At 67.6% G+C, this 22,832-nt stretch carries 21 protein-coding genes; 4 read left to right on the top strand and 17 right to left on the bottom strand.

Going from position 1 to position 22,832, the window contains the following annotated elements; translation table 11 throughout:
• Nucleotides 1-10 precede the first annotated feature (10 nt).
• Both VHA82_RS01530 and VHA82_RS01525 read right to left on the bottom strand, forming a co-directional pair.
• Complete coding sequence (locus VHA82_RS01530) at nucleotides 11-2,530, bottom strand: ligase-associated DNA damage response DEXH box helicase (RefSeq protein ID WP_325539542.1); 2,520 nt, start codon at nucleotides 2,528-2,530, stop codon at nucleotides 11-13.
• Nucleotides 2,527-3,060 carry a MarR family winged helix-turn-helix transcriptional regulator gene (locus VHA82_RS01525; protein ID WP_325539540.1) on the bottom strand — a complete coding sequence of 178 codons (534 nt, stop codon included), beginning with the start codon at nucleotides 3,058-3,060 and terminating at the stop codon, nucleotides 2,527-2,529. The genes VHA82_RS01530 and VHA82_RS01525 overlap by 4 nt, the downstream gene beginning before the upstream one ends.
• A 90-nt stretch (nucleotides 3,061-3,150) precedes the next feature.
• Here VHA82_RS01525 and VHA82_RS01520 point away from each other — a divergent pair, with 90 nt between their 5' ends.
• The 4 genes from VHA82_RS01520 to glgC all read left to right on the top strand — a co-directional run bounded on the left by VHA82_RS01520 (nucleotide 3,151) and on the right by glgC (nucleotide 9,330).
• Nucleotides 3,151-4,107, top strand: coding sequence for a Bug family tripartite tricarboxylate transporter substrate binding protein (locus tag VHA82_RS01520; RefSeq protein WP_325539539.1), 957 nt, complete (start codon nucleotides 3,151-3,153; stop codon nucleotides 4,105-4,107).
• A gap of 120 nt (nucleotides 4,108-4,227) precedes the next feature.
• Entirely contained in the window at nucleotides 4,228-5,538 is a 1,311-nt protein-coding gene (locus VHA82_RS01515; protein WP_325539538.1) for a sulfatase family protein, read from the top strand.
• Nucleotides 5,539-5,587: 49 nt separating this feature from the next.
• Nucleotides 5,588-7,255: a SulP family inorganic anion transporter gene (locus VHA82_RS01510; protein ID WP_325539537.1), complete on the top strand. Its 1,668-nt coding sequence runs from the start codon at nucleotides 5,588-5,590 to the stop codon at nucleotides 7,253-7,255.
• Between the two features lie 764 nt (nucleotides 7,256-8,019).
• Nucleotides 8,020-9,330, top strand: coding sequence for a glucose-1-phosphate adenylyltransferase (gene glgC / locus VHA82_RS01505; protein ID WP_325539536.1), 1,311 nt, complete (start codon nucleotides 8,020-8,022; stop codon nucleotides 9,328-9,330).
• A gap of 21 nt (nucleotides 9,331-9,351) precedes the next feature.
• Here glgC and VHA82_RS01500 read toward each other — a convergent pair whose 3' ends face one another.
• The 15 genes from VHA82_RS01500 to aspS all read right to left on the bottom strand — a co-directional run bounded on the left by VHA82_RS01500 (nucleotide 9,352) and on the right by aspS (nucleotide 22,784).
• Nucleotides 9,352-9,762: a GFA family protein gene (locus tag VHA82_RS01500; RefSeq protein ID WP_325539534.1), complete on the bottom strand. Its 411-nt coding sequence runs from the start codon at nucleotides 9,760-9,762 to the stop codon at nucleotides 9,352-9,354.
• Nucleotides 9,759-10,205 (bottom strand): VOC family protein, encoded by a 447-nt coding sequence (locus tag VHA82_RS01495; RefSeq protein WP_325539532.1) that lies wholly within the window; start codon nucleotides 10,203-10,205, stop codon nucleotides 9,759-9,761. The genes VHA82_RS01500 and VHA82_RS01495 overlap by 4 nt, the downstream gene beginning before the upstream one ends.
• 35 nt (nucleotides 10,206-10,240) lie before the next feature.
• Nucleotides 10,241-11,062 (bottom strand): DUF429 domain-containing protein, encoded by an 822-nt coding sequence (locus tag VHA82_RS01490; protein ID WP_325539530.1) that lies wholly within the window; start codon nucleotides 11,060-11,062, stop codon nucleotides 10,241-10,243.
• Between the two features lie 6 nt (nucleotides 11,063-11,068).
• Nucleotides 11,069-11,500, bottom strand: a complete 432-nt coding sequence (locus VHA82_RS01485; protein ID WP_325539528.1) for an acyl-CoA thioesterase — start codon at nucleotides 11,498-11,500, stop codon at nucleotides 11,069-11,071.
• A 7-nt stretch (nucleotides 11,501-11,507) separates the two neighbouring features.
• On the bottom strand, nucleotides 11,508-11,930 hold the full coding sequence (locus VHA82_RS01480) for a BLUF domain-containing protein (protein WP_325539526.1): 423 nt from the start codon (nucleotides 11,928-11,930) through the stop codon (nucleotides 11,508-11,510).
• Nucleotides 11,931-11,936: 6 nt separating this feature from the next.
• Nucleotides 11,937-12,662, bottom strand: a complete 726-nt coding sequence (folE, locus tag VHA82_RS01475; protein WP_325539524.1) for a GTP cyclohydrolase I — start codon at nucleotides 12,660-12,662, stop codon at nucleotides 11,937-11,939.
• 92 nt (nucleotides 12,663-12,754) lie between these two features.
• Nucleotides 12,755-13,816 carry an NAD/NADP octopine/nopaline dehydrogenase family protein gene (locus tag VHA82_RS01470; protein WP_325539522.1) on the bottom strand — a complete coding sequence of 354 codons (1,062 nt, stop codon included), beginning with the start codon at nucleotides 13,814-13,816 and terminating at the stop codon, nucleotides 12,755-12,757.
• 1 nt (nucleotide 13,817) lies between these two features.
• Nucleotides 13,818-14,801 (bottom strand): tripartite tricarboxylate transporter substrate binding protein, encoded by a 984-nt coding sequence (locus VHA82_RS01465; RefSeq protein ID WP_325539520.1) that lies wholly within the window; start codon nucleotides 14,799-14,801, stop codon nucleotides 13,818-13,820.
• Nucleotides 14,802-14,875: 74 nt separating this feature from the next.
• Nucleotides 14,876-16,582 carry an ATP-dependent DNA ligase gene (locus VHA82_RS01460; RefSeq protein ID WP_325539518.1) on the bottom strand — a complete coding sequence of 569 codons (1,707 nt, stop codon included), beginning with the start codon at nucleotides 16,580-16,582 and terminating at the stop codon, nucleotides 14,876-14,878.
• Nucleotides 16,583-16,628: 46 nt separating this feature from the next.
• Complete coding sequence (locus VHA82_RS01455; protein WP_325539517.1) at nucleotides 16,629-17,708, bottom strand: ligase-associated DNA damage response exonuclease; 1,080 nt, start codon at nucleotides 17,706-17,708, stop codon at nucleotides 16,629-16,631.
• A complete protein-coding gene (gene clsB / locus VHA82_RS01450; protein ID WP_325539516.1) occupies nucleotides 17,708-18,913 on the bottom strand; it encodes a cardiolipin synthase ClsB in 1,206 nt (401 codons plus the stop codon). The genes VHA82_RS01455 and clsB overlap by 1 nt, the downstream gene beginning before the upstream one ends.
• 23 nt (nucleotides 18,914-18,936) lie before the next feature.
• Nucleotides 18,937-19,665, bottom strand: coding sequence for an endonuclease/exonuclease/phosphatase family protein (locus tag VHA82_RS01445; RefSeq protein ID WP_325539515.1), 729 nt, complete (start codon nucleotides 19,663-19,665; stop codon nucleotides 18,937-18,939).
• A complete protein-coding gene (gene nudB, locus VHA82_RS01440; protein WP_325539514.1) occupies nucleotides 19,662-20,114 on the bottom strand; it encodes a dihydroneopterin triphosphate diphosphatase in 453 nt (150 codons plus the stop codon). The genes VHA82_RS01445 and nudB overlap by 4 nt, the downstream gene beginning before the upstream one ends.
• A gap of 209 nt (nucleotides 20,115-20,323) precedes the next feature.
• A complete protein-coding gene (locus VHA82_RS01435) occupies nucleotides 20,324-20,893 on the bottom strand; it encodes a type IV toxin-antitoxin system AbiEi family antitoxin domain-containing protein (RefSeq protein ID WP_325539513.1) in 570 nt (189 codons plus the stop codon).
• Nucleotides 20,894-20,984: 91 nt separating this feature from the next.
• Complete coding sequence (aspS, locus tag VHA82_RS01430) at nucleotides 20,985-22,784, bottom strand: aspartate--tRNA ligase (protein ID WP_325539511.1); 1,800 nt, start codon at nucleotides 22,782-22,784, stop codon at nucleotides 20,985-20,987.
• Between the last annotated feature and the right edge of the window lie 48 nt (nucleotides 22,785-22,832).

Here is a 22,832-nt window from a genome sequence, read left to right as displayed (position 1 = left end):
AGCCCGGGCGTCAGGGGTTGTCGCGTTCCATGTCGCGCAGGATACGGTCGAGCCGCTCGCTCAGCTGTTCGGTGGTGAGCTTCTCGCGGAAGCGCTCGACCATGAGCGGCAGGCTCATCGGGCTCGGGTGCGCGAGCGGCTGGAACACGACCGTCTTCTTCGCCATGGCGCGCAGCGTCGCGGCGAGACGCGAGATTTCCAGTTCCTGCGCGAGCACTTCCTGCTCGGCCTGGGTGAGCAGCAGGTTCTTGCTGTCGTACTTGCGAAAGACTTCGTAGAAGAGCGCGCTGGAGGCCTGCAGTTGCCGCGCGCTCTTCGGCTGGCCCGGATAGCCGGTCTGGATCAGGCCGGCGACGCGCGCAATTTCGCGGAAGCGCCGCTGCGAGAGTTCGCCCGAATTGAGCGACGCGAGCACGTCGTGCAACAGCTCGTGCGTCGTGAAGAGCGACAGATCGAGGACCGATTCGACTTCGAACGGCGCGGCGCTCACGAGCTCGAAGCCGTAGTCGTTGATCGACAGGCTGAAGGTGTTGGGCTGCGCGCGCGCGAGCCGCCACGCGAGAAGCGATGCGAGCCCGAGATGCACGTTGCGCCCCGCGAAGGGGTAGACGTACAGATGCTGACCCTCCCGCGACTGGAACGCTTCCACGAGCAAGGTGGAGGGTGTGGGAATGCGCGAGAGGCGCGCCTGCGTGTCGAGCATCGGCCGCGCGGCCGCGAGCTCCGGCTCGAAGAAGTCGCCCTGCGACGCGCGCTGCATCATCTCGAGCAGGGCATCGCTCATCTCGGTCGTGAACGCCATCTTGCTGCCCTGCCACGTGGGCACGGTGCCCTTGTTGCGCGTCGCCTTGCGCACGTACGCCACCATTTCGCGCAGGCGCACGAATTCCAGCAGCCTTCCCGCGAAGAAGAAATGATCGCCCGCCTTCAGCCGCGCGATGAAGCCTTCTTCCATCGTGCCGAGCGTGGCGCCGCTCAGGAACTTCACCTGCACCGCCGCGTCGCTCACGATGGTGCCCACGCCCAGCCGGTGGCGCTTCGCCACGCCGCGGTCGCGCACGCGGTAGATGCCGTCGTCGCCGAGCACGATGCGGTGGTATTCGGGATACGCGGTGAGGCTTTCGCCGCCGCGCTCGCAAAAGAGCACGACCCAGTCGAACTCGGCCCGCGTGAGTTCGCGATAGGACCACGAGGCGTGCACCTCCTCGTAGAGCTCGTCCGCCCGGAAGCCGCCGCCGAGCGCGATGGTCACGATGTGCTGCACGAGCACGTCGAAGGGCTTGCGCGGCGCTTCGCGCTTTTCCACGTGGCCCGTGCGCACGGCGTAGCGCGCGGCGGCGCCGTCGAGGATCTCGAGCGTGTTCGTCGGCACGATCGTGAGGCGGCTCGCGCGGCCCGGCGCGTGGCCGCTGCGGCCGGCGCGCTGCATCATGCGCGCCACGCCTTTGGCCGAGCCGATCTGCAGGACCCGCTCCACGGGCAGGAAGTCGACGCCCAGATCGAGCGAGGACGTTGCGACGACCGCGCGCAGCGTGCCTTCCTTCAGTCCCTGCTCCACCCATTCGCGCGTTGCCTTGTCGAGCGAGCCGTGATGCAGCGCGATCTGGCCCGCCCATTCGGGGCGCGCTTCCAGCAGGAGCTGATACCAGATCTCGGCCTGCGAGCGGACGTTGGTGAAGACGAGGGTCGTGCCGGAGCGGTCGATCTCCTCGACCACGGGAAGCTGCATGCGGGCTCCGAGGTGGCCTGCCCAGGAATACTTGCCGGGGTCGGGCGGGATCAGCGTGTCGATGACGAGCGCCTTGTCGATGCGGCCCTGGATCAGGGCGGGAGGGAGGCCCTGGATCCCCGCCTGCGCGGGGATGACGGAGGGGGCGGGGATGACGGAGGGGGCGGGGATGACCGGTGCGCACAGGATTCGCATCGCTTCGTCCAGGTTGCCGAGCGTCGCGCTCAATCCCCACACCACGAGAGCAGGATTCAGTTTCGCGAGCCGCGCGATGGCCAGCTGCGCCTGCACGCCGCGCTTGCTGCCGATCAGCTCGTGCCATTCGTCCACGACGACGTATTCCACCGAGGCGAGCTCGGTCCGCGCATGTTCGCGCGTGAGCATGAGGCTCAGCGACTCCGGCGTGGTCACGAGCACCGTGGGAAAGCGGCGGTCCTGCCGTGCGCGCTCGGCGCTCGTCGTGTCGCCCGTGCGCAGCCCGATGGTCCAGTTCGGCGCGAGATCGCGCAGGGGCTCGCTGATGGCCTTCGTCGTATCCGCCGCAAGGGCGCGCATCGGCGTGAGCCAGATCGCGCGCAGCGGCTCGGCCTCCCGCCCATGCGGATGGCGCGCAAGCAGCGACTGCAGGATGCCCAGCCACACCGCATATGTCTTTCCCGAGCCGGTGGTGGCATGCAGCATGCCGCTGCGGCCTTCGGCCACGGCCTGCCACACCTCGCGCTGGAATGCGAAAGCATTCCAGCCGCGGCGCTCGAGCCACGCCTGCGCCAGGCGGGCAGATGCCGGTTCGCCGCCGCTCATCCGGTCTGCGCCCGTGTCCTGCCCCCGCGCCGCCGATTCGCCTTGGGCAGATCGGCGTGCGCGGCCAGGAAGTCGGCACGCGTCTGCATGGAGGCGAGCGCCGCGTCGAGCCCGGCGACCTCGCGCGGCGCAAGCTCGGCGATCAAACCCCGATTGATGTCGCGCACGAGCGGAAAGAGCTCGGAAAACACCTTGCGGCCCGCGGGCGTGAGCGCAAGCCGCGCCTGCCTTCGATCGTCTTGGCCCACCACGCGCAGCGCCAGTTTCTTGCCGACGAGCGAGGTGATCGCGCGAGACGTTCGCGCCCGGTCGAGTCCCGCGCGTTCGGCGAGCTGGGACGACAGCAGGCCGTCCTCGCGCGCGAGGAGAGCGATCAGCCGCCATTCGCGGCGCGTGATGCCGAAGCGGCCCTCGCACAGCCGGATCACCATGCTGCCGGCCACGGAGAAGATCCGTCCCAGACGGTAGAGCAGCAGATCGTCCAGCGAAGCGGGGCGAGCGAGCCGGGCCGCGGAGCGGGATTGCGTCATCGATGATTGATTTGAACAATCAATTGTCGCCGCAATACAGTGGTGCGGTGCGCTGCCTCCCCTGCGCGCATGGAGACAAGGAGACAAGACATGAGACGAAGAACCGCACTCGTGGCCGCGGCATCCGCGGTCTGCGCGCCGCACCTTCACGCGCAAGGCGCATCGGGGCCGCTGCGCATCGTCGTCGGCTACGCGCCCGGCGGCTCCACCGACCGCGTCGCCCGCATCGTCGGCGACAAGCTCGCCACCCGGCTGGGCGTGACGGTCGTGGTGGACAACAAGGCGGGCGCGGGCGGGCGCCTCGCCGCGCAGCAGGTGAAGGCCACGCCCGCCGGGCAGGACGTGCTGATGGTCGGCAATCCCGCCGTGATGGTCGTGGCCCCGCTCGTCTTCAAGGACAACGGCTACGACCCCGAGCGGGACTTCGTCGCGGTAAGCCATGTGAACGACTACGAGTTCGGCGTCGCGGTGGGCGCCGCCGTCCCCGTGCGCGAGCTGTCCCACCTGATCGCGTGGCTGCGCGCGAATCCGGAAAAGGCGAATTTCGGCGTGCCGGCCACGGGCAGCCTGCCGCACTTCTTCGCGCTCATGCTCGGAGACAAGGCGGGGGTGAAGGCCCAGGTCGTGGGTTACCGCGGCTCGGGCCCGCTTCTCACCGACTTGCTGGGCGGACAGGTGCCCGTTGCGATCGACACCTTCGAGACGCAGCTGCCCCAGCACGAGGCGGGCAAGATCCGCGTGCTCGCCGTCTCGAGCGCGAAGCGCGATCCGCTCGCGCCCGACGTGCCGACGTTCCGCGAGTCGGGCATCGATCTCGTCGCGACCGGCTGGAACGCGTTCTTCGCGCCGTCGACCATGCCCGCGCAGCGCGTGGCGCGCTTCGCAACGGCGATACGCGAGGTGATGCAGGACCCGGATACGCAACGCAGGTTCGCCGAACTGAAGATGACGCCGGTGGTCTCGACCCAGGCGCAGACGCAGGCGATGCTCAAGGCCTACCGCGCGCAGTGGGCGCCGGTGGTGCGCAAGTCCGGCTATCAGCCTTGAGGGAGCCGGCATGAAGACGTTGGCAGCAGCCAGGCTTCCCGGCGCTTGCGTCCGGAGGTGCCCCACCGACTCGTCAGCGCATCATGGCAAAGTGATCCGCGCAACGGGAATGCAGGCCGAGTGAAACGCCCCAACTTCATCTTCATCGTGGCCGACGACCTCGGCTATGCCGACCTCGGCTGCTACGGCGGCCGTGACGCCGAGTTCGGCCGCGTCTCGCCCGTCATCGATTCGCTGGCCGCCCGCGGCATCAAGTTCACGCAGGGCTATTCGAATTCGCCCGTATGTTCGCCCACGCGGTTCGCGCTGATGACGGGGCGCTACCAGTACCGGCTGCGGGGCGCGGCGGAAGAACCGATCAGCAGCCGCACCCGCGACAGCACGACGCTCGGCATGCCCGCGGAGCATCCCACGCTGCCTTCGCTGCTGAAGGACGCGGGGTATCGCACCGCTCTCATCGGCAAGTGGCATCTCGGGTATCCGCCCGCGTTCAGCCCGCTCAAGTCCGGCTACGAGGAATTCTTCGGGCCGATGTCGGGCGGCGTCGACTACTTCACGCACTGCGCGACCACCGGCGCGCACGATCTCTACTTCGGCGAGGAAGAGCGCCACGAGCCGGGCTACCTCACGGATCTCATCTCGCGGCACGCGGTGGACTGGATCAGCCGCGTCGCCCGCGAGCCGTTCTTCCTCAGCCTGCACTACACGGCGCCGCACTGGCCGTGGGAGACGCGCGACGACGCGTCGCTCGCGGCCGATGTGAAAGACAACCTCTTTCACCTGCACGGCGGCAACATCCACACCTATCGCCGCATGATCCATCACATGGACGAAGGCATCGGCTGGGTGATGCAGGCGCTCGCGCAACATGGCGTGGCGGACGACACGCTCGTCATCTTCACGAGCGACAACGGCGGCGAACGTTTCTCGGACAACTGGCCGCTCGTGGGCGGCAAGATGGACCTGACCGAAGGCGGCATCCGCGTGCCGTGGGTCGCGCACTGGCCGCGCGTGATCGGCAGCGGCGGCGTGAGCCGCCAGCAATGCATGACGATGGACTGGTCCGCGACCGTCCTCGATGCCGCGGGCGTGGCGCCGCATCCGGCGTACCCGCTCGACGGCGTATCGATGCTGCCGGTGCTCAACGATGCCGCGCACGAGTTCCCGCGGCCGCTGCACTGGCGCATGAACCATCGGGGCCAGCGGGCGCTGCGCGACGAGAACTGGAAATATCTGCGTGTGGACGGCTACGACTATCTCTTCGACATCCCCGCCGACGAGCGCGAGCGCGCGAACCTCGCGGGCCGCGAGACGGCGCGGCTCATGGCGATGCGCGATGCGTGGGAAGCGTGGAACGAAACGATGCCGCCGATTCCGGAGGATGCAACTGTGAGCCTGGGGTATTCGGTGAAGGACATGCCGCAGCGGTGAAGAGACCGGGCCGGGCTGGCCTTGCGGTAGACTCGACGATCTGCGGCTCATGCAAGCTCTGATTCAACGGCTCCCCTTCCTGCGCTGGCCACGCCTCACGCCGGAGCTGCTGCGCAACGAACTGATGGCGAGCCTCACGGTCGCTGTCGTGATGGTTCCGCAATCCGTCGCCTACGCGGGCCTGGCGGGCATGCCGCTCGTGACCGGCCTCTACGCTACCTTTCTCCCCGCACTCGCGGCGGTCCTCTTCGGCAGTTCCACGCGGCTGTCGGTCGGGCCTTCGGCGCTTTCGAGCGTGCTCGTGGGCGCGTCGCTGCTGGGGCTCGCACAACCGCAAACCCCGCAGTGGGTCGCGCTCGCGGTCTGGCTCGCGCTCCTTTCGGGCGGCATGCAGCTCGCCGTCGGGCTCTCGCATGCCGCTTGGGTGCTGAACCTCGTCAGCTCGCCGGTGCTCGCGGGCTTCAGCCAGGCGGCGGCGCTTCTCATCATCGCGTCGCAGCTGCCCTCGCTCGTCGGCGCGCAAGGCAGCGTCTTGCAATGGCTGCAGCATCCCCACGTGGACCTCGCAAGCCTCGCCTTCGGTGTCGTGAGCCTCGCCATCCTGATGGCGGGCAGGAAGCTGCCCAAGAGCATTCCGCTCGTGCTGCTCGTGGTCGCCGTCGCGGGCGGCGTCAGCGTGCTCACTTCCTACCCCGCGCATGGACAGGTGGTGGGAAGCCTTCCGGCGGGCCTGCCGATGCCTTACTGGCCCGGCGTCCCCGGCTGGGAAACGCTCTCCTCGCTCATCGCGCCGGCGCTCGTGATCGCGCTCGTGAGCTCGCTCGAGATGGCCGCGAGCGCGCGCATCGAGTCCCAGCACGACGGCAAGCGCTGGGACGCCGACCAGGATCTCGTCGGGCAGGGCGTGGGCAAGATCGTGTCCGGCCTTTCGGGCGCGTTTCCGACGAGCACCTCGTTCTCGCGCAGCGCGCTCACGCTGTACTCGGGTGCGAAGACAGGCTGGGCGACCGTCGCCGCGACGGCCGTGCTGCTGGTGGTGCTGCTCTTTCTCACGCCGCTGCTTGCGCCCGTGCCGCGCGCGGTGCTCGCGGCGATCGTGATCGCGGCGGTCATCAACCTCTTCAGGCCGCACACGCTCCTCGCGCTGTGGGGCATCGGCAAGGTCGAAGCCGTGACGGCCGGCGTCACCTTCGCGGTCACGATCCTTTCGGCGCCGCGCATCTATTGGGGCGTGCTCACGGGTGTGGTGATGGGGCTCGCGCATTTTCTCTATCACCGCCTGCACCCGCGGATCATCGAAGTCGGCCTGCATCCCGACGGGAGCCTGCGCGACCGGCAGGTGTGGCAGCTGCCGCCCCTCGCGCCCGGGCTCTATGCGCTGCGCATGGACAGTGGCCTCGATTTCGCATCGGCGGGGGAGTTCGAGCGCAACATCGTCGAGCACCTCGCGGGCCGGCCGGAGGTGAAGCACGTGTGCCTCTTCGCGCATCCGATCAATCGCATCGATGCGACGGGCGTCGAGGTCTTCCTCAGTCTTCGCCGGACGCTCGCCGCACGCGGCATCACGCTGCACGTGAGCGGTGTGAAGCTGCCGGTGGAGAAGGTGCTGGAGCGCGCGGGCGCGCTCGAGCCCGGGCCGCTGCTGCGGCTCTATCGCACCGACACCGAAGCGCTGCAGTCGCTGGATGAGCTCGGTCGCGGCGTTGAGACGGATTGAAAGGGGCGCCGAGGTGGCATCGCCAATCGCTTGATATCCTTCGAGCATGCTTTCCGCTGCTCGAAGCATCGTCACCGGCGCCCGCCCTGGGCTTTTCGTAGTTCTCTTTGCGTTCCATGTGATCGCAGGAGTCTGCGTGGGCGTTGCGCTCGTTTTCACAGCCATGTACACGTCTCAGGAAGCCGAGGCACCCCTGTGGTGGAGAATTCTCTACGTCACCTGGGAGATCGTCTGGTTTCCCTCTTCGTCCCGGCTTGTGGCGCAGTTCGGAATCACGCCCATGATGGGACTGATCTATGTGGGGAACAGCCTGGTGTGGGCGAGGCTTCTGACAGGCGCGTGGTCATGGTTTCGACCCATGCGCCTTGGATGACGAAGCGAACAGACGCACCAATCGAAGAACTGAGTCCGCGCTCATCGAAGGGGCGCCCTCGTCGGCGAATCGATCGGCGTGCATTGGTGCCCTCCCACAGGAACTCACGGTCCTCACCCGTGGTCCTTTCGACAAACGTCACTTTGCCGCGTTCGATGCCGACGCATCCGGGCCGCTGCGGCGAGGGGGAAACCTGAGCGCTTGCCGTTGCCTGGCAACACGCGACGAAGAAAGCCGTGATCCAGAACCTCATCTGTCTTCGCGACGTTTGACGATGGCCGTCACCGAAGCCCGAGCATAAGTCACGTCGCGCGACGCGACAGCGTCCTACAGCGCCCACGCCGCCGCTGCGCCAGAGTTCCCGTGGGAACACCGAAGCGAGGGCCTCTCCATGGCAAAGGAACGCATCGACGACGAACTGGGCCAGGCCTCGGCCGACCTCACGGCACGCCTGCTGCTCGGCAGGCAGCTGCCCCAACGTACTGTCGCGCTCGTGCTCGCCGGCGGACGCGGCTCGCGCCTGCACGACCTCACCGACCGCCGCGCGAAGCCGGCCGTGTACTTCGGCGGCAAGTTCCGCATCATCGACTTCGCGCTGTCCAACTGCATCAACTCCGGCATCCGCCGCATCGGCGTGCTCACTCAGTACAAGTCGCACTCGCTCCTGCGCCACCTGCAGCGCGGCTGGAACTTCCTGCGCGGCGAAGCCAACGAGTTCATCGACCTGCTGCCCGCGCAGCAGCGCGTGAACGAGGCCTTCTGGTACCGCGGCACGGCCGATGCGATCTACCAGAACCTGGACATCCTTCGCGCCTACGACCCGGACTACATCCTCGTGCTCGCCGGCGACCACATCTACAAGCAGGACTACTCGCTCATGCTGCTGGACCACGTGGAGCACGGCGCGCTGTGCACGGTCGGCTGCATCGAGGTGCCGCGGATGGAAGCCACGGCGCTCGGCGTCATGCACATCGACGAAAAGCGGCGCATCACCGCCTTCCTCGAAAAACCCAAGGACCCGCCCGCGATGCCCGGCAAGCCCGACCGCGCGCTCGGCAGCATGGGCATCTACATCTTCAACGCGCAATACCTCTACGAACTGCTCGAAGAGGAAATGCAAAGCGACGGCACCGAGCACGACTTCGGCAAGAACGTGATCCCGAAGGTCGTCGCCGCGGGCCGCGCGCTCGCCCATCCGCTCAATCTCTCGAGCGTGCCGGCCGCCACGCGCGAGCAGCCGTACTGGCGCGACGTGGGCACGGTCGATGCCTTCTGGGCCGCGAACCTGGACCTCGCCTCCGACATGCCCGAGCTCGACCTCTACGACCGCGAGTGGCCCGTGTGGACCTACCAGGAGCAGTTTCCGCCCGCCAAGTTCGTGCCCGACGAGAACGGCAACCACGGCGTGACCGCGAACGTGCTCATCTCCGGCGGCTGCATCGTGCTCGGCTCGGACATCCGCCAGGCAGTGATCTTCTCCAATGTCCGCATCCATTCGTCTTGCACGTTGCGCGAGGCCGTGATCATGCCCGGCTGCGTGATCGGTCGGGGCAGCCGGCTTTCGAAGGTCGTGATCGATCGCGGCTGCGCGATCCCGGAAGGCACCGTGATCGGAGAAAACGAGGAGCACGATGCCGGACGTTTCTTCCGCACACCCTCGGGGGTGACGCTCGTCACGAAGGAAATGCTCGAGAAGCGATGAGCCTTCGGCGCGAAGCGCCTGTCATGCCACGCGCGCGGATGCGTATCGCGGCAGGTCGTCGGCGATCTCCCACCAGCCGCACTTCGAAGCCGTGTGGGCGTGCCATGCGGGGCGCGCCCGCAGGGGTTCATCGATCAGGCCCGCTCGAACGCGCACGATGCCGGGCAGCGACTCGCGCCGGCTGATCAAGGGCGAGCCGCAGCGTCCGCAGAAGACGCGTTCCTTGCCCGGCGAGGACTCGTAGGCCTTCAGCAGGTCCGCTCCGGTGAGCCAATGCATGGCCGAGACATCCACCGCGATGTTCCTTGCGAAGGGCCCGCCCTGCGCCTTGCGGCACTGGCCGCAGTGGCACACCTGGATCGGCTCGAGTTCGCCGTCGATGCGGAAAGTCACCCCGCCGCAGAGGCAACTGCCGGTGTGCGTCGTGGTCACGGCGTCCCCGGCTCCGTCACCCAGGGGTCGTAGGTGCCGACGAACCAGCATCGCCCCTGCGGGTCCATGAAGCCGAATCCGCGGCCGCCATACTCCTCGTCGCGAATCTCGCGCACGATCGTCGCGCCACCGGCCTTCACGTTGCGGAAGACCACGTCGGCATCGCGCACCACGACATACGGACACTGCGTTTCGAACCCGCCGATTTCGTCGGGCTGGCGGATGCGCTGGCCGAACTCCGTGTCGGCGGACGCGGAGCCGAGCATCACCATCCCATTGCCGAGCACGAGCTGCGCATGCGCGACCGTGTTGTCCGGGCCCGGCACGACGAGGTGCCGCTCGAAGCCGACACAGCGGCACAACCATTCGATGGCCGCGTGCGCGTCGCGGTAGCGCATGGCGGGGATGATCGTGCTCTTGCCGCTGGCGAGTTGAGTCGTCATTGGGGGCTCCTTTGAAATGGCAAAGGGTAGCGCAATCACGCGCTCACGATCCACCCTTCCAGCGGATCGAGGTCGTGGGGCAGACCGTAGCGCGGCGGCCCATGGCGGGCTGCCCACGCCGCCTGCACGAGGCACAGCACCGCATCGAGCCGGTCGCCGCTCGCATCGGCGATCAACGCATCGTGCTGCGCATGCGTGAGCTTCAGCCGCAAGCCCAGGCGCGTGCGCCCCTGCTCGAGCGCGGTGACGATGTCCTTGCGCGCGATGAGGCGCTCGGGCGTCTGCTTGGCCTTCTCGTCGCTCTTGTAGCTGCGCCGCCCGATGAGCTCGCGCGCGAGCAGGCCCGGGTAGGCTTCGAGCGCCACGCGGCGCGGATCGCCTTCGTGCAGGCCGGGCAAGTGCACCCCCGCCTCGATGAGCAGCGGCACCGCCGCATGCAGCATGTACGCGACCGGCGGATTCACCCACTTCATCGACGGGCTCGATCCCGCGAGCCGGTCGAACTTGCGGTGCGCGAATTTCGCTCCGGCGGGGCGTGCGTCGCAAAACGCGGAGAAGGCGCCGCGAATCTCGGCACGCGTGAGCCTGGCATAGTGGGCGATGCATTCGCGCCATGCGTTCGGCCAGCCGAGATGCTCGACGAGTTCACGCGGCAGGCCAAAAGGAAAATCGAATCCGCCGATCCAGTCGGGAGTGCCCGAGAGACGGTGCGCGAATTCGGCAAGCGTCGGCAAGGCCTCGAGACGGGAGAGCACGACGCGGTCGCGCTGCAAGGTGCCCAACGCGAGCACGATCGGCTTGCGGCGGGTCGGCGTGCTCGAGAAATCGCAGCCGAGAAGAATCGGCAGCTGCGTCATCCCACCCTACGCGCCGGCCAGACCCAGCGCCGAGCGCAAGTCCGCGGGCATCGGCTCGGCGCGAAGGCGCGAGCCCGGGCCGGATTCGTAGCGGCACCACACGCGCGATTCGCTGCCGCGCGCGAGCACGCGCTCGCCTTCGGCCATCACCACTTCGTGCTGGACAGTGAACGACGAACGGCCGAACCGGCTCACGAAGGAGCGCACCTCGCACTCGTCGCCGAAGGTGGGCGAGCTCACGAATTCGCACTGCGCGTTCACGAGCGGCATCGCGAAGTGTTCGTCGCGCATCCGCGCGGCCCGATATCCCGCGGACGCGACGAGGGTCCACGTCGCGGTGTCCATCCAGCGGTAGTAGGTCGGGTAGTAGATGATCCCCGCGGGGTCGCATTCGCCCCAGCTCAGGATGTGGCGCACGCGGCCGAGTAAGGGCTGCACGGCGCTTTCAGATGCGGCCGCAGATGTTCGCCGTGGCCATCAGGTCCTCGAGCATCGCAAGGGAGACGTCGCCGGAGACGCCATAGGGATCGAGCTCGGGCTTTTCCGAATACTTCAGGAGGATCGAGTGGTTGATCTTGCTCATGTTCACCTGCCCCATCGACCAGCCGCCGAAGCGCCGCTCGGAAATCTCCTGGTACTTCAGCAGCGCGACGTCCTTGTGGCGGGCGTCCTTCACGATGTGGCCGAAGAGTTCGCTCACCTGCATGCGGCCGCCCTCGATCGCCTGCAGGAAGATGCCGCCGCCGTAGCAGAGGATGCCCGTGATGCCGGTGGCGGGGTTGTGTTCGCGCGCCTTCGAGAGGATGGATTCGATCGCTTCGGGGCTCGCGTCCACCGCGCGGCTGCAATAGAGGAGTCGGACCAGCATCTCGCCCTAGCCTTTATCCGGAATGAGTGAAAGGAATTCGCGGCGCAGCGCCGAATTCTTCAGGAATTCGCCGCGCATCACGGAGTTGATCATGCGGCTGCCGAGGTCCTTCACGCCGCGCCACGCCATGCAATAGTGGCTCGCTTCCATCACCACCGCCAGGCCGTCGGGCTGCGTCTTTTCCATGATGAGGTCGGCCAGTTGCACGACGGCCTCCTCCTGGATCTGCGGGCGTCCCATCACCCATTCGGCGAGCCGGGCGTATTTCGACAGGCCGATCACGTTCGTGTGCTCGTTGGGCATCACGCCGATCCAGAGCTTGCCGATCACCGGGCAGAAGTGGTGGCTGCAGGCCGAGCGCACGGTGATGGGCCCGACGATCATGAGCTCGTTCAGATGCTCGGCGTTCGGGAATTCCGTGATGGTGGGCGGCTTCGTGTAGCGGCCGCGGAACACCTCGTTCAGGTACATCTTGGCGATGCGCCGCGCGGTGTCGTTGGTGTTGTGGTCGCTTCCCGTGTCGATGACCATGCTGTCGAGCACCGACTGCATCTTCTGCTCGACTTCGTCCAGCAGCCGCTCCAGCTCGCCAGGCTCGATGAATTCGGCGATGTTGTCGTTGGAGTGGAAGCGCCTGCGCGCTGCCTGGAGGCGCTCGCGAATCTTCACCGACACCGGCACACCCTCGTCGGACGCGGCGGGGGTCAGCTGGCTGGAAGGATCGGCTTTCATGAGCACCGGACATGCTAGCAGGGTTCGGTCGGACCCGCCTTCGACCGCGGCAAAGACGGATTTCCCCAGTGGCCGCCCTACCCTGACCTAACCTAACGATCGACCCGCGCGAGCAAGCCCCGCGTCGACTCCTTTCGCAACGCGAGCGCGTCGACGAACTCGTTCTCGGCCGCCAGGTCGCGCCCGAGGATCAGGCTCGCGGTGCGCACCATCGTGTGCGTCGCGGGCATCGGCACTCCCGCCATGTCGCCGAGGACTTCGCAAAACGCGAGGCCATAGGGCATGTCTTCCGCGAGGAAGCGCGTCCCCGTGTCCGTGGGCCCCGGCGGGCCGCCGCGCTTGGCGTGCAGTTCCGCGGCGATGTCCGCGAGCGTGGCCGAGCCCGTGCCGAACGACTTCGCGAAATGCTCTTCGATCGTGCGCACCTGCAAGCCGAAGGCCCGCGCCAGCGCGAGCCGCTCGGCATCGATCGTGGTGATCGCGCGCGCCACCTGCGGCGTCATGTAGTGGTATTGCGGCCAGTTCTCGGCGCGCTCGATGCGCGTCCAGTTGAACACGGCGAGCGCGCCGTGGGCCACGGGGTTGATGTTGGTGAGCGCACTGGCGAGGCAGTTGTCCTGCGCGACGAAGAGATCGCCGAAGAGTTCGCGGCACAGCGCGAGCGCCTCGCTCTCTCGCGCGCGCGGCAGCGCGGACACGTCCAGCTCGCTGCGGCGCGTCATCACGCGCACCTGCGCCGCGCCCGTGCGCCGCGCCGTGAGCACGGTCGTGCCGAAGCTCGCCACCGTGACGTCGATTCCCCGGATGAGCGCCTGCTCGAACAGGTAGAGCGACGACAGCGAAGCCATCGAGCTCACGACGATCGACTGGCCGCTGCGCAGGTGCGGCAGCATGCTGTCCATCACGCGCTTGTGGCCATTGAGCGGCACGGCGATGAGGAGCACTTCGGCATCGCGCGCGAGCGCTTCGGCGCTCGCGGCCACTCGCACGCGCACGCTTGCTTCCAGCACGCCTTCCGAGCGCAGCGGCTCGTGCCGCAAGGCGGTCGCGCCCTCGCCGCGCGGCGACCACACCTGCACGTCGTGGCCGGCGTGCGCGAGCCACGCGGCACTGGCGTAGCCGATGCCGCCCGTACCCGCGATGCCGATCCTCACCTCACTCGGCCTTGATGTTGGCCTGGCGGATCACGCGGCCCCAGCGCGCGTAGTCGTCGTTCACGACCTTGCCCGCTTCGCTCGGCCCGCCGCAGGTCGTGAGCGCGCCGAGCCCGTTGAACCGCTCCAGCGTTTCCGGCAGCTTGCACACGGCCTCCACCTCGGCCGCGAGCTTGTCCACCACCGCCTTGGGCGTTTTCGCGGGCGCGAGGACGGCAACCCACACCGGCACTTCCAGGCCCTTCAGCCCGCTCGCCTCGTTCATCGTGGGCACGTCCGGGAGATTGCCGAGCCGGTGCGTCGTGAAGGTCGCGAGCACGCGGGCCCGCTTGTCCTCGACCATGGGCGTGATGGACGCGGCGCTGGTCACGATCATCGCGACCTGTCCGCCCATGAGATCGGTCATGGCGGGGGCCGCGCCGCGATACGGCACGTGCAGCAACTGCACGCCCGCGGTCTGCGCGAAGAGCTCGCCCGTGAGGTGCGAGATCGTGCCGTTGCCGGTGGAGGCGAACGTCACCTGCTTCGGCCGCGCCTTCGCGTCCTTCAGCACGTCGGCCACGGTCTGGTAGGGGCTTTGCGAACGCACGGCGAGCGTCATCGGCGTGTCGGCCACGAGCGCGACGGGCGCGAAATCCTTGAGCGGATCGTAGGTGAGCTTCGCGTTCAGGTGCGGCGCGATGGAAATGGCGCCACCGCTGGCGAGGAACACCGTGTTGCCGTCGGGCGCGGCCTTGGCCACCGACTCGGCGGCGATCACGCCGCCCGCGCCGGCCTTGTTGTCGATGACGACGGGTACGCCCATCCGGGTCGTGAGCTTGGTTGCGAGCCAGCGGGCGATCACGTCCTGCGCGCCCCCAGGGGCGAAAGGCACGACGATGTGCAGCGGCTGGCCGGCACCGCCCGCGCTCTGCGCATTCGCTGGCACGGCATGCAGCAGGGAAACGAGCGCGGCCACGGCCAGCAGGGACAGGATTTTCTTCATGAAACGACTCCGAAGGCTTGAAAAGAACAGTTTGTACATCACACGCGGCTTGCACGCAGCTCTACACGCCTCGGCTACGCGACTTCACCAAGGAGCCGCTCGAGTTCGCGCAGCGTGTCCGCTTCGTGCAGCGGCTTGTCGTGCCGGATGCGCAGCATGCGCGGAAAGCGAACGGCAATGCCGCTCTTGTGGCGCGTGCTGCGCTGGATCCCTTCGAAGCCCAGCTCGAAGACGAGCATCGGCTTCACGCTTCGCACCGGACCGAACTTCTCGATGGTGTTGCGACGAATCAGCGCGTCGACCTGCCGGAATTCCTCGTCGGTGAGGCCCGAGTAGGCCTTGGCGAACGGCACGAGCTGCAGCTCGCCCGGCTGCGCCGGCTCCTTTCGCATCATCTGGTCGATCACCGCATCGACTTCCGCCTTGTCCCGCGGGGCGCGGTTCCACACGGCGAACGTGTAGTCGGTGTGGATCGATGAGCGGCGCCCCGAGCCGGGCTGCGCGTACACGAGCACGCAATCGACCGACATCGGCTCCACCTTCCACTTCCACCACAGGCCCTCGGCCTTCGATCGCCCGGTGCCGTAAGCGGCATCCAGGCGCTTCAGCATGAAGCCCTCGACGCCTCGCTCGCGCGACGTCGCGCGGCGGGCCGCGAATTCGAGCCATGACGCGGCCGTCTCGACCGGCGACACGCGCATGCCCGTGCCTCGCAGCAGCGCTTCGAGCCGCGCGCGGCGCTCGCGCTGCGAAAGCGCGCGGATGTCCGCGCCGTCCTGCTCGAGGATGTCGTACGCCATGAAGCTCACGGGTGCATCGGCCAGCACTTTCTTCGTGAGGTTCTTGCGGCCGATGCGCTGTTGCAGCAGCGCGAAGGGCGCAGGCCGGTCGGACGCGTCGTTCCACACGAGGATTTCGCCGTCGATCACGGTGCCGTCGGGCAGGCCCCGCGCCAGCGCCACGATCTCCGGAAACCTGTCGGTCACGAGTTCCTCGCCGCGCGACCACACCCACACGGCGCCCTCGCGCTTCACGATCTGGCCGCGAATGCCGTCGTACTTCCACTCCACCATCCACTCCGCAACCGGCCCGAGACGCGAAGCGAAGACTTCCGGCGGCGCGTCGAGCTGATGCGCGAGGAAGAAGGGGTAAGGCTGGCCTGCGTCGCGAAGCTGTCCCGCTTCGTCTTCTTCCCTGGCGACGAGCGCGCGGTAGCGTTCGGCCGAAGGAAGCACCTTGCCGTCGGTGTAGCCCATCATCCGCTGCGCGATTCGCCTCGCATCGATTCCCGTGTGCGTCGCGAGCGCGCGCTGAACGAGTAGCTTGCTCACGCCGACACGAAAGGCGCCGCCGATCAGCTTGGTGAGCAGGAAGCGCCCGCGCGAGTCGAGCTCGTTCCAGTACGACGTGATCGCCGGCGCGATCTCTTCGTAGGGCTTGCCGCGCAGCGGCAAGAGCCGCTCTTCGACCCACCGCGCGAGGCCGACGTCGGACGTCTCACCCGCGAGCGGCAGCACGAGCGCGATGGTTTCCGCGAGATCGCCCACCTGCTGGTAGCACTCGTCGAAGAGCCACGGCTCGATGCCCGCCACTTCGCACGCGAGCATCCAGAGCGACCCCATCGGCACGACCTGCCGAGGCTTGCCGCCCGCGAGGAAGTACACCGCCCACGCCGCGTCGTGCGGCGACGCCTGGTCGAAGTAGCGCACGAGCGCTTCGACCTTCGCGTTGGTGGAAGTCGTCGCGTCGAGCTCGGCAAAGAGGCGCGAGAAACGTTTCACGCGGGCGGTTCCTTCGCGAGTCGCGAGAGCCGGGGCCGCGGATCGATCATGCGCCCTCGCCCTCGCCCTCGCCCTCGCCCTCACCCTCACCCACGCTTTCGCCCACGCTTTCGCTCGACCCCGCCTGCGCATCGGCTTCGATCGAGTCGTCGCCGTACTCGGTGGCGAAGGCGCCCGCCTCCCAGCCGTGCTCCTGGAGGTAGCGCACCATCGCCGCGCTGCTGCCGTGCGTGACGATGATGCGCCGCGCGCGGGTGGCCTCGATGGCCGAGAGCAGGCCCGGCCAGTCGGCGTGATCGGACAGCACGAAGCCGCGGTCGTAGCCGCCGCGCCTGCGGTTGCCTCTCACCTGCATCCATCCGCTCGCGAAAGCCGTCTCGGCATCGCCGAAGCGGCGCATCCAGGGGCTGGCCGTCGCGCTCGGCGGGCACACCACCAGCGCGCGGCCGAGGTCCGAACGGTTCTTCACGTCGGCAACGCGCAAGGTCTCGGGCAATTCGACACCGGCCGCGCGATAGGCGTCGTTCAAGGGCTCCACCGCGCCGTGCACGATGACCGGGCCGATCGACGGATCGATGCCCGAGAGCAGCCGCTGCGCCTTGCCGAAGCTGTAGCAGCCCACCACGCTCGCGCGCGAATGCGCGACGTTGCGTGACCACCAGTCGTTGATGTCGGCAAACACTTCGTCGTCGGGGCACCAGCGGTAGATCGGCAGGCCGAAGGTGGATTCGGTGACGAACACATCGCAGCGCACCGGCTCGAAGGGCGTGCAGGTGCGGTCCGGCGCGACCTTGTAGTCGCCGCTTGCGACCCAGACGCGCCCGCCATGCTCGAGCCGCACCTGCGCCGAGCCCAGCACGTGGCCCGCCGGATGAAGCGACAGCTTCACGCCGCGATGCGTGATGGCTTCGCCGTAGGCGAGCGTCTGCAGCGTGACGTCGCCCAGCCGCGCGCGCAGCACGCCTTCGCTTGCCTGCGATGCGAGATAGTGCCCGTGGCCCAGGCGCGCGTGGTCCGAATGCGCGTGCGTGATCACCGCACGCGCGACCGGGCGCCACGGATCGATGTAGAAATCTCCTGGAGGGCAATAGAGACCCTCGGGACGTTCGACGACGAGATCGGCCATCAGTATTTCTTGCCCTGGATCGCGAGGCCGATGCGCATGAGAACGAGCGCGAGCCATTCCTTGAAGCGCTGCGAAGGCGGCCGGCGCTCGTACTGCGTCGCATCCATGCGCACGCCGTCGCTGCGCATCGCTTCGACGAGCCGGCCGCGAAGCTGCAGGGCGAACGCAGAGTCTTCCACGACCACGTTGGCCTCACGCGCGAGCAGAAGCGACAGCGGATCGAGATTGGACGAACCGACGGTCGCCCAGTTCCGGTCCACCACCGCCACCTTGCAGTGCAGGAAGCTCGGCGAATACTCGTGAATCTCGACACCCGCGCGCAGCAGCGCGCCGAACACCGAGCGCACGGCGTAGTACTGCAGGAAATATTCGTAGCGGCCCTGCAGCAGCAGGATCACCTTCACGCCGCGCCGCGCCGCCTGCACGAGCGCGCGGCGAAGCTTGCGGCCCGGCACGAAGTAGGCGTTGGCGATGATGATTTCCTCGCGCGCGCGGCCGATCGCACGGCGATACGCCTGCTCGATGCGGGCGCGATTGCGCACGTTGTCGCGCAGCACGAGCGCGGCTTTCGAGCCGCCCCGCGCGGACTCCTGCACTGTCGCCGGCGCGGACGCCGGATAGGCAACCGCGCTGCGCAGCGACGCGAGCGCGCCGGTGAGCCGCGCGTGCTTCAGGCGGCTCACCATCTGCTGCCTTCGCCACTGCCGCGTCATCGTGAGGTGCATCTGCTCCACGAGCGGTCCCGTGACCCGCACGGCGAAGTCGAGCCGCGGCGACTCGAGCGCGCCCCAGTTGGGATCGTGGTAGTCGTCCAGGATGTTGATGCCGCCGCAAAAACCCACGACACCGTCGACCACGCACAGCTTGCGATGCAGCCGCCGCCACTGCCCGGGCACGAGAAGACCGAACATCCCCGGCGGCGAATACGTTTCCCATTGCACGCCGACGGCCTGGAAGCGCAATTGCCACACGCCGGGTATCTCGGGGCAGCCGACGCCGTCCACGAGCACCATCACGGCGACGCCGCGGCGTGCCGCGCGCTCGAGCGCGTACGCGACTTCCTCGCTCGCGCCGGTGAAATCGAAGATGTAGGTTTCGAGCCGCACTTCGTCGGTGGCCGCTTCGATCGCCTGCGCGAGCGAGGGAAAGAAGGCGCGGCTGCCTTCCAGGAGCACCAGGTCGTGCCCGGCGCGCAGGTGTGGCATGCCGTGGGCCATCGCCGTTCGCCCTACAACTTGAACTCCGCGATCAGCGGCAGGTGATCCGACATGCGCCACCAGATGCGCCCGCGCGGAATCTGCAGGGCGTGCGGCTTCATGCCGCGCGCGTACACGTAGTCGAGCTGCGCGAGCGGCAGCCGCGACGGATATGTCATCGCGCGTTCGCCGATGAAGTCGTGCAGGCCGAATGCCTTCATCGCGGGGCGCAGCTTGCCGCCCCAGTCGTTGAAGTCGCCCGCCACGATGAGGGGGGCGCGCCGCGGCACTTCGCGTTCGATGAAGCGGCCGAGCTGCTCGACCTGCCGCGCGCGGCTCGCGGGGATGAGCCCGAGGTGCACCACGATCACGTGGATGTCGCGGCGCATCGCGTGCACGTGCACGTGCAGGAGGCCGCGCTGCTCGAAGCGGTGGTCCGACATGTCCTCGTGCGTCTCGGCCATGACCGGCCAGCGCGAGAGCATCGCGTTGCCGTGTTCGCCGTGCTTCGTGAGCGCGTTGGTGCGGTAGACGGCATAGTAGCCTTCGGGCGCGAGGAATTCGTGCTGCGGCAGTTCGGGCCAGCGCGTGAAATACTGTTCCTCCCGCCGATGGACCTTGCGCACCTCCTGCAGGCAGACGATGTCGGCGTCGAGCTGCTCGACCGCGTGGCCGAGGTTGTGGATTTCGAGCCGCCGCGCGGGGCCGATGCCTTGGACGCCCTTGTGAATGTTGTAGGTGGCGACGCGCAGAACGCTCATCGAGCGAATTGTGGCAGCATCAGGATGGCTTCGGCGTTGGATGGCGAGAAGCACGCGTCCGCCGCTTCGCGATGCGGCAGCCAGCGCGATGCGGTGTGCTCGCGCGGGTTGAGGACGACCGGCGTGCCCGCCGGCACGCACAGGCCGAACACGTGCTCGCGGTTGCGCGTGACGCCCGGCGCATAGCGGTGCAGGTAGCGCGGGTAGATGTCGTAGATGTTTTCGATGTTCCAGTCGGTGAGCGTGCCGATGGCAGTGTCGATGCCGGTTTCCTCCCGCACTTCGCGCCGGGCCGTGTCCTCGAACAGCTCGTCGAGGTGGTCCTTGGAGCCCGTGACCGATTGCCAGTAGCCGGGGGAATCGGTGCGGTTGATGAGGAGGACGTCGAGGCTCGGCGTGTGGATCACGACGAGGACGGATTGGGGGATCTTGAAGGGGCGGGGGTTCACTCGCCTCTCACGAACGCAACTCGATCACATGAACGTCGGACATTCCGGTATCGGCATGAGGACTCTCCAATGATCGCTCAGGTCCAATTTGCTGCAGGTTTCCACGTCCCCACACCATTGACTCCGCGAAGTGCATCACGCAGAAGCGGATCGAGAAAGGCACGAAGTACCTCGACGAATTGGTCTCCGGGCGAGGTTTGCCGGGGCGTTCATGCGATCGAGTCGAGATAGGGTTGCATGACGCGTGTCACGCGGCAGATTCGCGCGAAGCGCGCAAGGTCGTTCGCACCACCACGATATTTCCGGCTGAAGTCGCGCAGCGCCTCCACCGCGACGTCGATGCCGATCTTGTTGCGGTACTTGAAGCAGTCGGCCACCGTCTTCGCCGCGGAGTAAACGCGTATCGGGACACCTTCCGTCTTGTGCACTTCGATGCCCTGCGTCCGCGCTTGCCCCGAGAATCGCGCGATGCGCAGGCGCGGATAGTCGAGTTGCGGCGCACGCGCCTTCTCCGCCAGCGCGATCCAGACTTCCGGAGCGGATTGCGTGGTCAGGTCGTGGAATCGCAGGGCCGTGATCAGGCAGAACACGGCACCCGGCAGGCGCTTGCCGACCTGCGCGAGCGTATGGGAGGGCGTCGGTTCGTGACTGGCCGCCGCGTAGATGCCGCGAGCCTGCCGGATCACTTGTCCCTGCGCCACGAGCCGCGCGAGGTGCGCACGAGTGATGCCGCGCGCCTCCAGCTCCTTGGGACGCGCGAGTCCGATTCGCTCGATCATCCGAATCGCTTGGGCTGAGGTCGTCGTCACCTGCGGATGATACGAAACGTCGGGGATTGTGCACAAGTCCCGATGTTTCGTACTCGGCCGGTCACCCCCCCGGATTCCTCAACCGGATATGCAGCTCCCTCAGCTGCTTCTCATCCACCGCCCCCGGCGCCCCGGTGAGCAGGTCCTGCGCCCGCTGCGTCTTCGGAAACGCGATCACGTCGCGCAGGCTCTCCGCGCCCGTCATCAGCATCACGAAACGGTCGAGGCCGATCGCGATGCCGCCGTGCGGCGGCGCGCCGTACTGCAGCGCATCCAGCAGGAAGCCGAACTTCACCTTCGCTTCCTCCGGCCCGATCTTCAGCGCCCGGAACACCTTGCTCTGCACGTCCTCGCGATGGATACGCACCGAGCCGCCCCCGAGCTCGATGCCGTTCAGCACCGCGTCGTAAGCCTTCGCGAGGCAGCGGCCCGGATCGGTCTCCAGCCAATCCTCATGACCGTCCTTCGGAGACGTGAACGGGTGGTGCACCGCGTTCCAGCGCTGCTCGCCCTCGTCGTACTCGAACATCGGAAAGTCGATCACCCACAGCGGCCGCCAGGCGCCTTGCAGGAGACCGCGCGACTTGCCGAGTTCGCTGTGCCCGATCTTCACGCGCAGCGCGCCGATCGCATCGTTCACGACCTTCGCCTTGTCGGCGCCGAAGAAGATGAGGTCGCCCGCCTGCGCGCCCGTGCGCGCCAGGATCTCGGCGATCGCCTTTTCGTGCAGGTTCTTCACGATCGGCGACTGCAGGCCCTCGCGGCCCTTGCCCGCATCGTTGACCTTGATGTACGCGAGCCCCTTCGCGCCATAGATCTTCACGAACTCGGTGTAGCCGTCGATTTCGCCGCGCGTCATCTCGCCGCCGCCGGGAACGCGCAGGCCGACCACGCGGCCGTCCTCGGCGTTCGCGGGAGCCGAGAACACCTTGAAGTCCACGTCCTTCATCACGTCGGTGAGCTCGGTGAACTCGAGCTTCACGCGCAGGTCCGGCTTGTCCGAGCCGTAGAGGCGCATCGCGTCCGCGTGCTTCATCACCGGAAACGCGCCGATGTCGATCCCAAGCACATTCTGGAACGTGCTGCGGATCATGCCTTCGAACATCGTGCGGATCTCTTCCTCGGTGAGGAAGGAGGTCTCCACGTCGATCTGCGTGAATTCGGGCTGCCGATCCGCGCGCAGGTCCTCGTCGCGGAAGCACTTGGTGATCTGGTAGTAGCGGTCGAACCCCGAGACCATCAAGAGCTGCTTGAACAGCTGCGGCGACTGCGGCAGCGCGAAGAACATCCCGTCGTGCACGCGGCTGGGCACCAGGTAGTCGCGCGCGCCCTCGGGCGTGGACTTCGTGAGCATCGGCGTTTCGATGTCGATGAAGCCGTTCGCGTCGAGGAACTTGCGCACCTCCATCGTCACCCGGTAGCGCAGCATCAGGTTGTTCTGCATGTACGGGCGGCGCAGGTCCAGCACGCGATGGATGAGGCGCGTGGTCTCGGAGAGGTTCTCGTCGTCGAGCTGGAACGGCGGCGTGACCGACGGGTTGAGCACCGTGAGTTCCTGGCACAGCACTTCGATCCTGCCGCTTTTCAGGTTCTCGTTGACGGTGCCCTCGGGGCGCGCGCGCACGACGCCCTTCACCTGCACGCAGAACTCGTTGCGCAGGCCCTCGGCCAGCTTGAACATCTCGGGCCGGTCGGGGTCGCACACGACCTGAACGTAGCCTTCGCGGTCGCGCAGGTCGACGAAGATCACGCCGCCGTGGTCGCGCCGGCGGTTCACCCAGCCGCAAAGGGTCACGGTCTGGCCGAGCAGGGCTTCCGTCACGAGGCCGCAATAGGTGGAGCGCATTTTTTGTGTGGACATGGAGGGACTCTGCAGGAAGTCGCGCCGCCCGGTCGGGCCGGCGGCGGA

The sequence above is a fragment of the Ramlibacter sp. genome, assembly GCF_035548915.1.
Classification (GTDB): Bacteria; Pseudomonadota; Gammaproteobacteria; order Burkholderiales; family Burkholderiaceae_C; genus Ramlibacter.
Note: the sequence above shows the minus strand (reverse complement) of the source record. Positions and strands in the feature narration are given on the sequence as shown.